The sequence below is a fragment of the Sinorhizobium sp. CB7 genome, assembly GCF_041357635.1.
Classification (GTDB): domain Bacteria; phylum Pseudomonadota; class Alphaproteobacteria; order Rhizobiales; family Rhizobiaceae; genus Rhizobium.
Genome location: NZ_JAULLL010000007.1, coordinates 167,916 through 182,150, shown reverse-complemented (window position 1 = coordinate 182,150; position 14,235 = coordinate 167,916). Strand labels below are relative to the sequence as shown.

The following is a 14,235-nucleotide window of genomic DNA, read 5'->3' as shown; positions in this document are numbered from 1 at the left end:
GAACCGAAAGGACATACCATGTACGGGAAAAAGCTTCTGTTGGCAGCGGTTTCCTCCGCCCTCCTGATCGGCGTTTCGACGCAGGCCGGCTTTGCCGCGCCGGGTGACCGGGCCGATCGACCCCGAGCGGGCATGGGTCGTCCTGGTGCCGTCGTGCGCGAAGTCATATTCGTTCGCATGCTGAAACAGTTCGACACCAACAAGGACTCGAAGATTACCAAGGAAGAGGCCATGGCCGGCGTCGACCGCATCTTCGACAGTATCGATACCAACCATGACGGCTCGATAACGCCGGGCGAAATCCGCCAGTATCGTCAGGCCCAGATGCAGAAAATGCGCGAAGGAAATCAGGATCCGGCCGACACTGCGCCCGCTCCGCAGGCGGACAATGGCGAGCAGGCGCGTCCGGACGACGCCCAGAGAGCGGAAAGACACATGCATCACTGGCGCCATGGAAACATGATGCGCGCCTCACTGATGTTCCGCAGGATCGATAGGGATGAGAACGGACAGATCAGCAAGCAGGAGGCGGAGGCCGCGATGGAGCGGCTCTTCACCCGCATGGACCGGAACAAGGACGGCGTCATCTCGATCGACGACATGCCCGATCGTCCGTTCCTGTGATATTTCCCAGTTCAAAATGAACCTGCCATCTCCTCGATGGCGGGTTTTTTGCTACCATCAATGCTCGTAGAAATCGGCGATGATCTTCCAGGCCTCATCGGCGGTCTCGACGAAGCTGATGAGGTTCACGTCGTCAGGCGCAATCGTGCCGAATTCGGCAAGGGCGTCGAAATTGACGATGCTGCGCCAGAATTTCTCGCCGAAAAGAATGAGCGGCAGCCTCTCCATCCGGCCGGTCTGGATCAGCGTCAGGCACTCGAAGAACTCGTCCAGCGTTCCGAAACCACCCGGAAAGACCGCGATCGCCTTGGCCCGCACCATAAAATGCATCTTGCGGATCGCGAAATAATGGAAGTTGAAGCTGAGTTCCGGCGTTACGTAGGCATTCGGTGCCTGCTCGTGCGGAAGTACGATGTTGAGGCCGATCGATGGGGCGCCCTCGTCCGCGGCGCCACGATTTCCCGCCTCCATGACGCCCGGCCCACCGCCGGTGACGATGACATATTCGTGGAAGTCGAAGCCCGCGGCATGGCGCGAGCAGAGCCGGGCGAACTTGCGGGCCTCCTCGTAATAGACGGAAGCACCCTCCAGATTCGCGCGTTGCACTTCGTTGCGCGCCGCCCATGCGCCCTGGCCAGGCGCCGGAATACGTGCGCCGCCGAACATGACGACGGTCGACTTGATGCCGCGCTCCGCCAGCATCATTTCCGTCTTCATGAGCTCGAGCTGAAGACGGATCGGTCGCAGTTCCTCGCGGCACAGAAAATCCTCATCGGCATAGGCGAGACGATAGGAAGGCGAGAGCGATTGCGGCGTTTTCGGGACCGCCTCCGCCCGTTGCTTGTCGGCGGAGCTGGTTTTCAACGGATCCCACACACCGTCTTTGCGCCGCAGCTTGCCATTTCTCATCTTCGTCATTTCAATGCCTTTCGATAATTCCTACGGCGCCGTGCGTCTCTTCAGACGCACAAAGGTCGCTGTAGCACTTTGAATTGCTGCATGTTTCCTTAAATTGGTTCCGATTTAAGAAAACATGCAGTGGACGAGCAGCGCCAGCGACGCCGTCCGCTCGCCGCATATGCCGCGATAACGCCTTTGAATCCAAGCAGGATTCTATCCGAAAATCATTTCATTTTCCGGGTTCATGCTGTAGAGCAGAACACCGTCCAGCTGATCGTCGTCCCGGATAACTGTGCAATCTCACAACAAAGATTGAAGTTTAAGGAATTCTTATGAGCGCTCTCGATCTCGCCTCCCTCGAAAGAACTATCGAAACCGCCTTCGACAATCGCGACAATGTGAATGTATCGACTCGCGGCGAAGTGCGCGATGCGGTGGAAACCGCGCTCAATCTGCTCGATAGCGGTAAGGCCCGCGTCGCCGAACGGGGGGCGGACGGCTGGACCGTCAATCAATGGCTGAAGAAGGCCGTGCTTCTTTCCTTCCGTCTGAACCCGATGGAAATCGTCAAGGGCGGACCGGGAGAATCGTCCTGGTGGGACAAGGTCCCCTCGAAATTCGAGGGCTGGAGCGCACACGAATTCGAAAAGGCCGGTTTCCGCGCCGTGCCGAATTGCGTCGTGCGCCGCTCGGCCTATCTGGCGCCTGGCGTCGTGCTGATGCCATCCTTCGTCAATCTCGGTGCCTATGTCGGCGAGAACACGATGGTCGACACCTGGGCAACGGTCGGCTCCTGTGCGCAGATCGGCAAGAACGTGCATCTCTCCGGCGGCGTCGGCATCGGCGGCGTGCTGGAACCGATGCAGGCCGGACCGACGATCATCGAAGACAATTGCTTCATCGGCGCCCGTTCGGAAGTGGTCGAGGGCTGCATCATCCGCGAGGGTTCCGTGCTCGGCATGGGAGTCTACATCGGCAAGTCGACGAAGATCGTCGACCGCGCGACCGGTGAGGTGATGTACGGCGAAGTGCCGCCCTACTCGGTCGTCGTTGCCGGCTCGATGCCGGGCGGCAATGCCACGATGGCAAACGGCCAGCCCGCGCCGCACCTCTATTGCGCAGTGATCGTGAAACGCGTCGACGAAAAGACACGCTCGAAAACGGGCATCAACGAGCTTCTGCGCGACTGAGCGATGACAGCCGGATCTTGATCCGCTAAACAGACGGCGCATTTTTTTTGAGGGGGCTTCCGTCCGCCTTGCCATTCCCTTGCCATTCCCGCCGGATAACTCGCCTCTCATGACCGCCACCGATCCTATCGTAAACCTGCAAACCTTGGTCCGCTGCCCGTCCGTAACACCGGCCGAGGGAGGAGCCCTTTCCGCGCTCGAGGCTATGCTTTCGCCGCTTGGTTTCAAGGTCAATCGCGTCATGGCGACGGATGCCGGGACACCGGACATCGAAAATCTCTACGCCCGGCTTGGCGGTGACGGTCCGCATCTGATGTTTGCCGGTCACACCGACGTCGTTCCGGTCGGCAACGAGGCCGAATGGAGCCATCCTCCCTTCGGGGCCGATATTGCCGGGGATGAGCTCTTCGGGCGCGGCGCAGTCGACATGAAGGGCGGCATCGCCTGCTTCGTCGCCGCCATCGCGCGCCATATCGAAAAGCATGGGCCGCCGAAGGGCTCCGTCTCCTTCCTGATTACTGGCGACGAAGAGGGACCGGCGATCAACGGCACCATCAAGCTTCTCGAATGGGCGGCGGAGAGGGGCGAACGCTGGGATGCCTGCCTCGTCGGCGAACCCACCAATCCGGATCGGATAGGAGACATGGTCAAGATCGGTCGCCGGGGCTCGCTTTCCGGGAAGATCACCGTCCGCGGTATCCAGGGCCACGTCGCCTATCCCCATCTCGCCGACAATCCCGTGCGCTCCATACTGCAGCTCACACGGGCACTGATGGACCCGCCTTTCGATGACGGCACTGACAGCTTCCAGCCGTCCAACATGGAAGTCACGACAATCGACGTCGGCAATGGTGCCGGCAACATCATTCCTGGAGAAGCGACGGCGTGCTTCAACATCCGTTTCAACGATACGTGGACAGCCGACACGCTGAAGGCGGAAATTCTCGCACGGCTGGAGAAAGCCGCGGCCGATCCCACGCTGCGGCCCGGCCGCAGCCCGGCCAAATATGAAGTCGTTTGGTCCGAGCGGCCGAGCCACGTCTTCCTGACGCGAAACAATGCGCTGATCGCCTCGCTTTCTTCAGCCGTCGAAAGCGTGACCGGCCGAGCGCCGCAGCTTTCGACGACGGGCGGCACTTCGGACGCCCGTTTCATCAAGGACTATTGCCCGGTGGTGGAATTCGGTCTCGTCGGCAAGACGATGCACATGATAGACGAGCGCGTCGCTGTCGCCGACCTCGAGACGCTGACGGCGGTCTACGAGACCTTCATCGAACGCTGGTTCGCGAATGCCGAGCTTTAAGGAAGTTCAGTATTATCTTGCCGGTCTCTGGCTGCTGATCCGCATGGATGCCAGGGGATTCAGCTATCTCGACATTTCGGACCGCGGCCTGATGCGTTCCTTCTGGGCGTTCGTCTGGTGCCTTCCGCCGATGGGCATTTCCTGGCTTTGGTGGCGCCAGGCCTATCTGCAGCTGATGCCGGCCAATGCTTCGGCGGGCTTTCCCTTCTTTTTCCGGCTCGCTCTTGTCGAGGCTGCGAACTGGCTGGTTCCGCTCATTCTCGCGGGCTTCCTGCTCATGGCGCTTCGCATCGGAGAACGGTTCGTCCCGATCGTCGTGACCACAAACTGGCTGAGCGTCCCACTTTCCTATCTGAATGCCTTACTAATTGCGCTGGCGGCTTTCGTTCCGGGCGCAGCCGGATTGGTCTCGCTCCTCTGGCTCGTGCTGATGATGGTGCTGATCTTCATGCTCTCCCGCGTCCTGCGCATGATCTGCGGCGCCCAGCCGCTGACGGTCGGTGCAATCACGCTGGTTCTCGTCGTGCCGTCCATGATCCTGTCGGAATTGCTGCAGGGTTTCTTAGGTCTTTCCCCGCCCTGATCCGCAATCCAGCCTTGCATAGATCAGGATGTCGCCCGAAAACCGCGCACACTTTTCGGCATCCCGCTCTAGCCGTGAAACTCTCAGGAGGTTGTCCGAGTTGAAGCGCGAGATAGCGGTTGTCTGGCGCGGACGCTTCCCCAATCTCCCTCATTCCTGTGCCTGTTACAGGAATCCAGCCGCCGTGCGTCGGCACGGCGAAAAGACTCCATCAACTGGTCAACTTGCGCACAGGCCGTTATGGTGGAACCAGCCGAAGAGATCTCCGCCATCTGCCGGCATTACGAAAGGGCGAGTCTCCCGCGCCGTGGACACGGCGCTGCTGGATTCCTGTGACAGGCACAGGAATGAGGGAAGGTGGGGCGACGGCGGCGCCAAACAACCAACAATGAGACAGTGGATTGGCGGGATACCCTGTAGGCCACCCCATCCCTCACGGAAATCCCCACCTCACCGATCAGCACGGACAACCTCCTGAGAGTCCACAGAGCTAGCACTACGAGAGATCGTCGTCTTCGAGGATCTCGGCGGCCGCATGGCGATTCCTGATGACCGCGGGATAATCGACCTGAAGGAAATAAAGGCCTTCCGGTGGCGCGACCGGGCCGCAGGCCTTGCGGTCTCGCGCCTCGAGCGCGGCGCGCACGTCATCCGCAGTCCACTTTCCTTCACCGGCGAGCTTCAGCGTACCGGCAAAGGAACGGATCTGATTGTGCAGGAAACTCTGGGCCGTGGCGCGGATTTCGATCAGATCGCCGTCACGGGTGACGTCCAGGCGATCGAGCGTGCGGACCGGGCTGTTGGCCTGGCAATGTGCAGAGCGGAAGGTGGAGAAGTCATGCTTTCCGACGAGCGTCTGGGCAGCCGCATGCATGGCCTCGTGATCGAGCGCTTTCGGCACCCACCATGCCCTGCCGGCTTCAAGCGCGAGCGGGGCCCGGCGGGTGATGATGCGATAGAGGTAGTGCCGCCGGATGGCGGAGAAGCGCGCATCGAAATGGTCGCTGACGGCTGCGACATCCAGTATGGAGACGCGTTCACCGGCAAGCTTCAGATGGGCGTTCAGCGCATTGCGCAATTGGTGCGACTGCCATTCCTTGGCGAGATCGGCATGGATCACCTGCCCCATCGCATGCACGCCCGAATCCGTGCGGCCCGCGCCGCGGATTGAAACGGTTTCACCCGTCAGGCTGAGAATTGCGCCCTCTATCGCGGCCTGAACGGATGGACCATTCTCCTGGCGCTGCCAACCGACATAGGGGCCGCCGTCATATTCGACGGTCATGCGGTAGCGGGGCATCAGCCAAGCCTCGTTCCAGGACCAAGCGGCGTTCCGCGCAGGAAGTCGCCAGCGGCAAGCGGCTTGCCGCCCGCTCTCTGCAGCTTCGCGAGCCGAATGGCACCATTGCCGCAAGCGACCCTCAGATCGTCCGACAACACTTCGCCGGGCGAGCCTTCTCCTGCCGCCATCTCGGAGGCAAGGACCTTGATACGCTCGAGCCTGCCGGCGATTTCGGTCTCGAACCAGCTTCCCGGGAAAGGAGACAAGCCGCGAATGTGGTTATGAACATCTTTCGCGTCTCGGCTGAAATCGATACGCGTTTCACTCTTGTCGATCTTGGCAGCGTAGACGGCGCCCTCAGCCGGTTGCGGCGTCAGAGGCAGGTCGGCCATTTCGAGCTTCACCATCGCCTCTGCCATGGCCTTGGCGCCGGTCAGCATCAGCCTGTCATGCAGCTCACCGGCCGTCATGTTCGGGCCGATCTCCACCTCCCGGGTCAAGGCGACCGGGCCGGTGTCGAGACCCTTTTCCATCTGCATTACCATCATGCCGGTCTTCGTGTCACCGGCCATGATCGCACGCTGGATCGGGGCCGCGCCGCGCCAGCGTGGCAGGAGCGAGGCGTGTCCGTTGTAGCAGCCATACCGCGTGCCGGTCAGTATCTCCTCCGGCAGAAGCAGGCCATAGGCGACCACCACGGCCACATCGGCCCCGAATTCGCGAAAACGCCGGCGCTCCTCCGGATCCCTAAAATTGACGGGTGTCAGCACAGGAAGGCCGAGAAGTTCGGCCGCCTGATGCACTGGTGATTTCTGCAGATCGAGGCCACGGCGTCCGCCGGGGCGTGGAGGCTGCGTGTAGACGGCGAGGATCCGGTGGCCGGCATCCACAAGGATGCGAAGCGTCGGGACGGAGAATTCCGGTGTCCCCATGAAGATGATGCGAAGTGACATGTTTTCCTGCCAATCGGGGCCTGCCGTCTACTGCATGGTTTTCTCCTTAAATCGGAACGATTTAAGGAGAAAACCATGCAGTAATTCAAAGTGTTACAGCGAGTGCGTCTTACAAGACGCACCGCTCATGCAGACGGCCCCGAACCTCAAAGCACCTTCGCCTTGGCTGCCTTGGTGAATTTCTTGATCACCATTTCGCGCTTCAGCCGCGAAATATGGTCGATGAAGAGGACGCCATTCAAATGGTCGATCTCGTGCTGCAGGCAGGTGGCGAGCAGGCCCTCCGCCTCGAGGATCTGTTCCTTGCCTTCACGGTCGAGATACTTCACCGTGACACTCGCCGGACGCTCCACTTCGGCATAGTAATCCGGAATGGAGAGACACCCCTCCTCATAGACCGAACGATCATCCGAGGAGGAGAGTATCTCAGGATTGAGGAAAACCAGCGGCTGCTTTTCCTCCCCTTCGCGGGCAATATCGATCACAAGCATGCGGCGGGGAACGCCGACCTGGATAGCCGCCAGCCCAATCCCGGGCGCGTCATACATGGTTTCAAGCATGTCATCCGCGAGCTTGGTCACATCGGAATCGACACGCTCTATCGGCTTGGAAACCTGGCGAAGAAGTGGATCGGGCAAAATAATGAGAGGCTTGATGGTCATGAGGTCTCCCATAACGCATCTTGTCCCGTGATGGAATTATTCTGAAAGCACCCGCCTGCTTTTTTTCCGCGGGCGTGGCCGTTTTCGGGCTCGTTCCTCAGGCAACGCGTCGATCGGGCAGCGTCGTCTTTCCGGCCTGCCCTCTCGCCTGCGTCTTGAACGTGCTCAGCAAGCGCACGAGCTTGTCGACTTCGTCGCCGAGCCCGCGTGTTTCCGTCGAGCTGCGCTCCACCATGCTCGCATTCTGTTGGGTGATGGAGTCCATGTTGCGGATTGCAACGCTGATCTCGTTCAAACCTGTCGCCTGATCCCTGGCAGCAGCGGCGATATCGGCGACAAACTTGTCGATAATGTCGATGCGGCGGATCATGTCGCCCAACGCCTCGCCAGTGTTGCTGACAATGCTGACGCCCTCATTGACCTGCGTCGAACTCTGGGAAATGAGGTTCTTGATCTCCTTGGCGGCTTCGGCGCTGCGCTGCGCAAGCTGACGCACTTCCTGGGCGACGACTGCGAAACCTTTGCCGGCATCCCCCGCCCGAGCAGCCTCGACACCGGCGTTCAATGCCAGCAGATTGGTCTGGAAAGCGATTTCATCGATGACGCCGATGATCTTCGAAATCTCCGTCGAGGATTTCTCGATTCCAGCCATGGCCGATACGGCGCTGGTGACCAGTTCGCCGGAGTTCCTGGCCTTTTCCTGGGTGTCGCGCACGGCTGAGGAAGCCTTCTCGGCATTGCCCGCGGTCTGGTTGACGCTGACCGACAATTGCTGCAAAGCCGCCGAACTCTCCTCGACCCCAGCTGCCTGCTGAGCGGTGCGCATGGCAAGTTCGTCCGTAGCTTTCGCGATCGCGCCGGTGCCGCTCAGGATCGCACCGGAACTCTCGCGGACGGCCGTGAACGAACCGCGAAGAGCCTCCACAGCCCTGTTGTAGTCCTCCGCCATCAACCGGAAATTTCCAGGAAGGTCATGGGGCAGCGAGGATTGCAGGTCGCCGCGCGACAGCGCTTCAAGGCCTCTGCGCAAGTGATCGAGCGCAAGCGCCTGATCCGCATCGATACGGGCGCGTTCTTCCTCGAGCTTGCGTCGCTCATCCTCCAGCGCCTGCAGATAGACGGAGATGGAATAGTCCATATCCAGCATCGACGCCTTGACGACTGCCGAGAGCTTATCGGCAAGCATCTTCGCGTGCTGTCTGCCGAACATGAAGGGCCATTGCTTCTCCATGATGCCCTTGACGAGCTCGGACATTAGCATCGCATAGCCGCCGATATACCAGCGTGGTTCGAGGCCGATTCGCGCATGCGCTTTTCCCACGGCAACGACGCCGGCGACGTAGGAGGAGTCGAAATTCCCATTCGCGAGATTTCCCCAGTGCGCCTCCTGGCGCTTCTTGGCGCCCTCCATATGTCCCCTGTCGCGGAAGAAAGTCGCGACCTTCGGTGTCTTCGCAATCTTGTCGTAGAACTTATCCAGAGCATGTCCCAGAAGCTCCGCCAGCGTCGGGCGCAGCTCCTTCAAATTCTGCCGCGCGCGCTCATCAAGCTCAATGAAATCAAGGCGTTCTTTGAGGGCTCCGTCAAAATTCTCAGGTTTCATATCAGCATCTCTGTTCGATGGGTGCGCCGGACAAGACGAATGCGGCCGGCAAAAAATGTTTGGTCGGATGACGTAGCTTTCAGCGAATATGATTGACCTTTTATTAAAGTCGGCAATGAAACTTTCGGTTTTCTCATGGCTTGAAAAAACCCGGGAAAGATGATTTTGTTCACGTTTTGATCTAGTTTTTGTTCAATATTTTGCTATGCTTCGCGCCATGATCTCAGCGACTTCCGACACCATCACCCTGCTTGGCCACAACTTCTCGCAAGCAACCACGACGCAAGCCATGATCGGCCTGCTTGCAGCCGTGATGCTGCTTTCCACCATTTTTCTTTCCGTCCGCGCCAACCGCTTGAAGCAGCGGCAGCTAGAGGAAGCCGCCGTGCGTGCGGCTGAAGCCGACATGCGCATGGCCGAGCTCCTGCGCGCCCAGGCCGAAATGCACGGCAGGCTCGCGACGATGACGGAAGTTTTCGGCTCCCGACAGGCGGAGTTCAATCATGCCGTCAATCAGCGGCTCGACGGCATGTCGCATCGTGTGACCGCCACCATCAACGAACAGACGAAGACCACTCACGAAAATCTCCAGCGCCTGCAGGAGCGCCTCGCCGTCATCGACGCCGCACAGGGCAATATCCAATCGCTGGCAAAGGATGTGGTCGGTCTGCAGGCAATCCTCTCCAACAAGCAGACGCGCGGGGCTTTCGGGCAGGCGCGGATGGAGACGATCATCGCTGACGGGTTGCCGCATGGCGCCTATTCCTTCCAGCCGACCCTCTCCAATGGATCGCGCCCCGATTGCACGATCCGGATGCCGAACAATTCGCCCCCGCTCGTCGTCGACGCCAAGTTTCCACTTGAAGCGTGGAACGCCATCCGCGAGGCGGGCACTCCGGAAGGCGGGAAGGCGGCGGCCCAGCAGTTCCGGCGCGATATGGAGGTCCATATCCGCGACGTGTCGGAAAAATATCTGATCCCGGGGGAGACTCAGGACACGGCGTTTCTATTCGTCCCATCCGAATCGATCTTCGCTGAGATCCATGAGAATTTCGAAGCGGTCGTCCAGAAGGCGCACCGCTTGCGGATCGTCATCGTCTCGCCCTCTCTTCTCATGCTGTCAATCCAGGTCATTCAGGCGGTGCTGAAGGATCAGCGGATGCGCGAACAGGCGCATCTGATCCAGGGCGAGGTCGCGCACTTGATGGACGACCTTTCCCGGCTCGATGAGCGCGTGCGCAAGCTTCAGGGGCATTTCGCCCAAGCGCAGAAGGACGTCGACATGATTGTCACATCGGCGGATAAGCTCACCAAGCGCGGCTCGAAGATCGAAGCCCTGGAATTCGAGGCGGGAGCGGAGGGCAGGACTGCCGAGAAAACTGAATCCACTCCACAGGCGGCCGAAAGCCGTACCGGCCTACTGAAGCTGCGGGTGGTTGACGAAGACTGAGTGCTTCGGGCAGTGTCGCGGCGAAAATCTCAAACGGCAGGGCAATATACTCCATGATCACTGTTTTCGGCTCCATCAACATGGATCTCATCGCTACGGCCGAGCGCCTGCCAAAGGCCGGTGAAACGGTCGCCGGAAACAGCTTTTCGACGGCCGCAGGAGGCAAGGGCGCCAATCAGGCACTCGCCGCACGGAGGGCGGGCTCGAATGTCCGGATGGCGGGTGCGGCCGGCAATGACGGTTTTGCCGAACCGGCCCTTGCCCTTCTGAGCGAAGCAGGCGTGGACCTCTCAACCGTCAAGCGGGTTAAGGAGCCGACAGGCACGGCGCTTATTCTTGTGGGCGGCGATGGGGAGAACATGATTGCCGTCGTTCCAGGCGCGAATGGAACGATGGCGGCGCCGGACGCGGAAGCCACGGTGCAGGCGATGCATGCGGGTGACATTCTCATGCTGCAGCTCGAAATTCCGGTCCCGGCTGTCGAGAAGGCTCTGTCTGCGGCGAAAAAGGCGAAGGTCACGACCATCCTCAATCTCGCTCCGCTTATTCCCGAGGCTGCCCGTCTCGGCCAACTTGCGGATATCATCATCGCCAACGAGACCGAGTTCGAGCGGCTCGCCGGCCAGGACTGCATGACTGCCGAAGACCGAGAGGCGGCCTTGCAGCGTCTTCATGCGGTGACCGGTCAGACGCTGATCGTGACGCTCGGTGCCGAAGGCGTGATCGCAATCCATGAGGGCCTACTGCTTCGCGCCGAGGGCCTCGTGATCGAACCGGTCGATACCGTCGGCGCGGGCGATACCTTCTGCGGTTACCTTGCTGCAAGCCTCGATCAGGGGCTCGATTTTGCCGGCGCGCTGCGTCGTGCGGCGGTCGCAGGTTCGCTCGCCTGCCTCAAACCAGGCGCCCAGCCATCCATACCGCTCGCCGCCGACGTCGCAAAAAAGATATAATTCGTCTCAATACGGAAACCGTCATGGAGCGCCTGCGTCAGAGGCGATAAAAGCGGCGCGATCGGACGCCGTAAGTGCAAAGTTTTAGCCAAATTTAACGGATTTCTCGGCATTCTCGCTTCGCTTCCGGGCGCTCTATCCGCCCGGCTAAAGCATCCTGTGTTCAAGTGCTGTCACTTGAACACAGAAAGATGCTTTTGAGATTAAAGATTGGGGCGTCCTTTGTGCGTTCGTTCGAACGCACAGCGCTCTAGCGCGACGGCCTCTCCATGACAGAGCGGCCTACCACCGCCCTGCGCTCGGATAATGCAATCCGAAGCATCCTTGCCCAAGGAATCCTATGTCCATGTTCCGAATGAAGTCGTTAGCGGCCAAGCTCATCGTCGTAACGGGGCTTGCAATTGCGCTCGTCCTGTTCGTTTCCAACTTCTTCCTGATTTCGCAAACTCGCGACCGCGTACAGACCCTGACCATGGACCAGGCCAATACCGAGGCCAAGTCCATCGCGAATGAGACTGCCGCCAATATCGGCGAACTCGCCAGCGCAGCACGCTCGATGGCCGCGGTCATCGGCCGTGGCCATGCCGGACATTCATTCGATCGCAAAGGCATCATCAACATCCTCAAGGCCAATGTCGAACAGAACGCGTTCGCCTTCGGAAGCTGGTTTTGCGAACTGACGGGCGCTTTCGACGGCAAGACCACCGAGCTTGCCAACAAGACGGACGAGGGTGGGAATGCCAAGGGCGCCTTCACCCCCTACTGGTCGAAGACCAAGGACGGCGGCATCCAGTTCTCTACTTTTGACAACGACTACGCTGCCGAATGGTGGAAGCTTGCCGCCGATAGCGGCAAGGGTTCGATAACGGCTCCGTACCTGGCGCAGGGCACGGACGTTCCGACCACCATGAGCTCAATTGCCTATCCGGTCATGTCCGATGGCAAGATGATCGGCGTCGCCGGCGTCGACATCTCACTGGCATCGCTTTCCGATAAATTGCAGAAGCTGCATCCCTTCGGTTCCGGCCGGGTGTTGCTGCTCTCACAGGGCGGCAGATGGCTGGTCGCACCGAAGCCGGACCTGCTGATGAAGGACTATGACGGCGAGGGCACGGATGTCGTCAAGAGCGCGCTTTCCTCCGCTTCGGCCGGCCTGATCACCAATCTCAGCTATGACGGCTCCGAAAAGTTCGACCGCGTCGTTTATCCCTTCGCTGTTCCCGGCCTGAACGCGACCTGGGTCGTCCTTGTCGACGTGCCGCACAGCGCGATCAATGCGCCGGTGCGCGATCAGACCTACATGATGATCGTCGGCGGCCTCATCGTGCTTGCCGCCGTCATGCTCGCGCTCTATTTCGCCGTCCGCTCCTTCGTTCAGAAGCCGCTCGACGGGCTTATCACAAGCGTCAACGGCCTCAGCGCCGGCAACTATGGCGAGCCCGTGGCCGGTCAGGATCGCAGCGATGAAACCGGCTCGGTCGCGAAAGCGCTGGAGGGCTTCCGTTTCGCGCTTGCAGATACCCGGCGCCTCGAAACCGAAGCGAGCGAGCAACGCCATGCCGCAGAAGCCGAGCGCAATCGCTCGGAGGCGGAACGCACCGAATCCGTCACCCTGCAGCGGCGCATTGTCTCGGTTCTCGGTCATAGCCTGGCCGAACTCTCGCAGGGCAATCTCGGCCACCGCATCGCGGAGGATTTTCCCGGCGAATACGCCAAGCTGAAGCAGGACTTCAACGCGGCGCTTGCAAGCCTCGAGGAGACCATCCAGACGATGAACCTCGGCGTCGGCAACATCGGTAACGGGACCGGCGAGATCAGCAACAGCGCATCGGATCTCGCACGGCGGACCGAGCAGCAAGCCGCGAGCCTGGAGGAGACCGCCGCGGCGCTCAACGAATTGACCGCGCAGGTCAATTCCAGCGCCGACAATGCACGCACCGCCGCAAGCAGCGTCAACGCCGCTTCGGAGGATGCGGAAAAGTCCGGTGAAATCGTTCGCAAAGCCATCGCATCCATGCAGGGCATCGAACAATCCTCGCAAGAGGTCTCACGCATCATCGGCGTCATCGACGAGATTGCGTTTCAGACCAATCTGCTGGCGCTCAATGCGGGTGTCGAGGCCGCACGCGCCGGCGAGGCCGGCAAAGGCTTTGCCGTCGTCGCCCAGGAGGTGCGCGAGCTCGCGCAACGCTCAGCCAATGCCGCCAAAGAGATCAAGACGCTCATCAACACCTCGGCCGGTCAGGTCAAGGAAGGCGTCGACCTCGTCGGCCGCGCCGGCGGTGCACTCCACAAGATCGCCGAGCAGGTGATGGAGATCAACGGCCTCATCCGCCAGATCTCGGCGTCGGCCAGCGAGCAGGCGATCGGTCTCAAGGAAATCAATTCCGCCATGAACCAGATGGACCAGGTCACGCAGCAAAATGCCGCGATGGTCGAGGAAACGACGGCCGCGAGCGTCGCACTTAACGATGAGGCCCAGACGCTGAAGGCGCTTGTCGCCCGCTTCCGCATCTCCGGCCAGGCTGCGCAGACCGGAGTGTCCGCGCTTCGCGCCACGGCACAGCAGATGCGTGCACCGGCGTCCCCCGGCCGCAGCGTTGCGGCCGCCGCCCCTGCCCGCAGACCGCAACCCCAGAGCCATGGCGCCACGGCGCTCGCTCAGGACGACTGGCAGGAATTCTGAGCCGCAAGGAAATCCGTCAAAAGGCCGCCGGAATTTCTCCAGGCGG

Annotated in this window: 12 protein-coding genes; 7 read left to right on the top strand and 5 right to left on the bottom strand. The window is 60.5% G+C overall.

All coding sequences use genetic code 11. From position 1 onward, the window contains the following. Positions 1-18 precede the first annotated feature (18 nt). Positions 19-624 (top strand): EF-hand domain-containing protein, encoded by a 606-nt coding sequence (locus tag AAE029_RS15160; RefSeq protein WP_371073687.1) that lies wholly within the window; start codon positions 19-21, stop codon positions 622-624. 57 nt (positions 625-681) lie between these two features. On the opposite strand, the gene AAE029_RS15155 is transcribed toward AAE029_RS15160, so the two are convergent. Next, positions 682-1,542 (bottom strand): LOG family protein, encoded by an 861-nt coding sequence (locus AAE029_RS15155; RefSeq protein WP_371073686.1) that lies wholly within the window; start codon positions 1,540-1,542, stop codon positions 682-684. Positions 1,543-1,856: 314 nt separating this feature from the next. Between AAE029_RS15155 and dapD the strand changes: the two genes are divergently transcribed. The 3 genes from dapD (at position 1,857) to AAE029_RS15140 (ending at position 4,600) form a co-directional block, all read left to right on the top strand. Beyond that, the gene (dapD, locus tag AAE029_RS15150; protein ID WP_371073685.1) at positions 1,857-2,714 is read left to right on the top strand and encodes a 2,3,4,5-tetrahydropyridine-2,6-dicarboxylate N-succinyltransferase; all 858 of its coding nucleotides are present in this window, start codon (positions 1,857-1,859) and stop codon (positions 2,712-2,714) included. A gap of 109 nt (positions 2,715-2,823) precedes the next feature. Beyond that, complete coding sequence (gene dapE / locus AAE029_RS15145) at positions 2,824-4,017, top strand: succinyl-diaminopimelate desuccinylase (protein ID WP_371073684.1); 1,194 nt, start codon at positions 2,824-2,826, stop codon at positions 4,015-4,017. Further along, positions 4,004-4,600 (top strand): hypothetical protein, encoded by a 597-nt coding sequence (locus AAE029_RS15140; protein ID WP_371073683.1) that lies wholly within the window; start codon positions 4,004-4,006, stop codon positions 4,598-4,600. The genes dapE and AAE029_RS15140 overlap by 14 nt, the downstream gene beginning before the upstream one ends. A 496-nt stretch (positions 4,601-5,096) precedes the next feature. On the opposite strand, the gene truA is transcribed toward AAE029_RS15140, so the two are convergent. The 4 genes from truA to AAE029_RS15120 form a co-directional block, all read right to left on the bottom strand. Next, the gene (gene truA, locus AAE029_RS15135; protein ID WP_371073682.1) at positions 5,097-5,900 is read right to left on the bottom strand and encodes a tRNA pseudouridine(38-40) synthase TruA; all 804 of its coding nucleotides are present in this window, start codon (positions 5,898-5,900) and stop codon (positions 5,097-5,099) included. Continuing rightward, a complete protein-coding gene (gene fmt, locus AAE029_RS15130) occupies positions 5,900-6,835 on the bottom strand; it encodes a methionyl-tRNA formyltransferase (RefSeq protein ID WP_371073681.1) in 936 nt (311 codons plus the stop codon). The genes truA and fmt overlap by 1 nt, the downstream gene beginning before the upstream one ends. Before the next feature lie 146 nt (positions 6,836-6,981). Then, on the bottom strand, positions 6,982-7,497 hold the full coding sequence (gene def / locus AAE029_RS15125; RefSeq protein ID WP_371073680.1) for a peptide deformylase: 516 nt from the start codon (positions 7,495-7,497) through the stop codon (positions 6,982-6,984). A 97-nt stretch (positions 7,498-7,594) separates the two neighbouring features. Next, positions 7,595-9,100, bottom strand: a complete 1,506-nt coding sequence (locus tag AAE029_RS15120; RefSeq protein WP_371073679.1) for a methyl-accepting chemotaxis protein — start codon at positions 9,098-9,100, stop codon at positions 7,595-7,597. Between the two features lie 220 nt (positions 9,101-9,320). Between AAE029_RS15120 and AAE029_RS15115 the strand changes: the two genes are divergently transcribed. The 3 genes from AAE029_RS15115 (at position 9,321) to AAE029_RS15105 (ending at position 14,189) form a co-directional block, all read left to right on the top strand. After that, positions 9,321-10,550, top strand: a complete 1,230-nt coding sequence (locus tag AAE029_RS15115) for a DNA recombination protein RmuC (protein WP_371073839.1) — start codon at positions 9,321-9,323, stop codon at positions 10,548-10,550. A 53-nt stretch (positions 10,551-10,603) separates the two neighbouring features. Further along, positions 10,604-11,503 (top strand): ribokinase, encoded by a 900-nt coding sequence (locus AAE029_RS15110; RefSeq protein ID WP_371073678.1) that lies wholly within the window; start codon positions 10,604-10,606, stop codon positions 11,501-11,503. 340 nt (positions 11,504-11,843) lie between these two features. Next, positions 11,844-14,189 carry a methyl-accepting chemotaxis protein gene (locus AAE029_RS15105; protein ID WP_371073677.1) on the top strand — a complete coding sequence of 782 codons (2,346 nt, stop codon included), beginning with the start codon at positions 11,844-11,846 and terminating at the stop codon, positions 14,187-14,189. Positions 14,190-14,235 lie beyond the last annotated feature (46 nt).